This window comes from Caballeronia sp. LZ003, from assembly GCF_031451465.1.
In the GTDB taxonomy this organism is placed as follows: Bacteria; Pseudomonadota; Gammaproteobacteria; order Burkholderiales; family Burkholderiaceae; genus Caballeronia.
Genome location: NZ_JARUXJ010000192.1, coordinates 1 through 430, shown reverse-complemented (window position 1 = coordinate 430; position 430 = coordinate 1). Strand labels below are relative to the sequence as shown.

Genomic DNA, 430 nt, shown 5'->3' with positions numbered 1-430 from the left:
AACAATCGGCGGCTGATTATCGAATGGTTTGTGTGCCTGCCCAAGAAGAAGGAATAGCACCTTTTCGAGGGCGTTCTACCCCGTCTGCGGAGGTACGGGTGCTTATTCCAACTTCATGATTTCATTGCGTTTGTCGCGCTATTTTTATTCGGCGAGGTCCTGGGAGATACCTTCGCAGCGTGCCCTTTTTAGGGGTGCGCGTGGGGGTAGCGGTAGCGTCGAAGTGCTTTTCATAAAGAAGATACCCCCAAATATGCGGCTAACCAATATCGCAATTCGCAACGCCAGATCGGCTGGAAAAGCCAGAAAACTGTTTGACGGACGCGGCCTATATCTGCTGCTTACACCGAGCGGATCGAAATGCTGGCGAATGAAATATCGCTTTGCTGGCCGCGAAAAGCTCATGTCCTTGGGCATGTATCCGGACGTC

Annotated in this window: 1 protein-coding gene; it reads left to right on the top strand. The window is 51.9% G+C overall.

The window, feature by feature from the left end; genetic code table 11:
- Nucleotides 1–115 precede the first annotated feature (115 nt).
- Nucleotides 116–430, top strand: a 315-nt coding sequence (locus QCE79_RS34000; protein WP_309852026.1) for an Arm DNA-binding domain-containing protein, incomplete at its 3' end; no start/stop codon positions are given.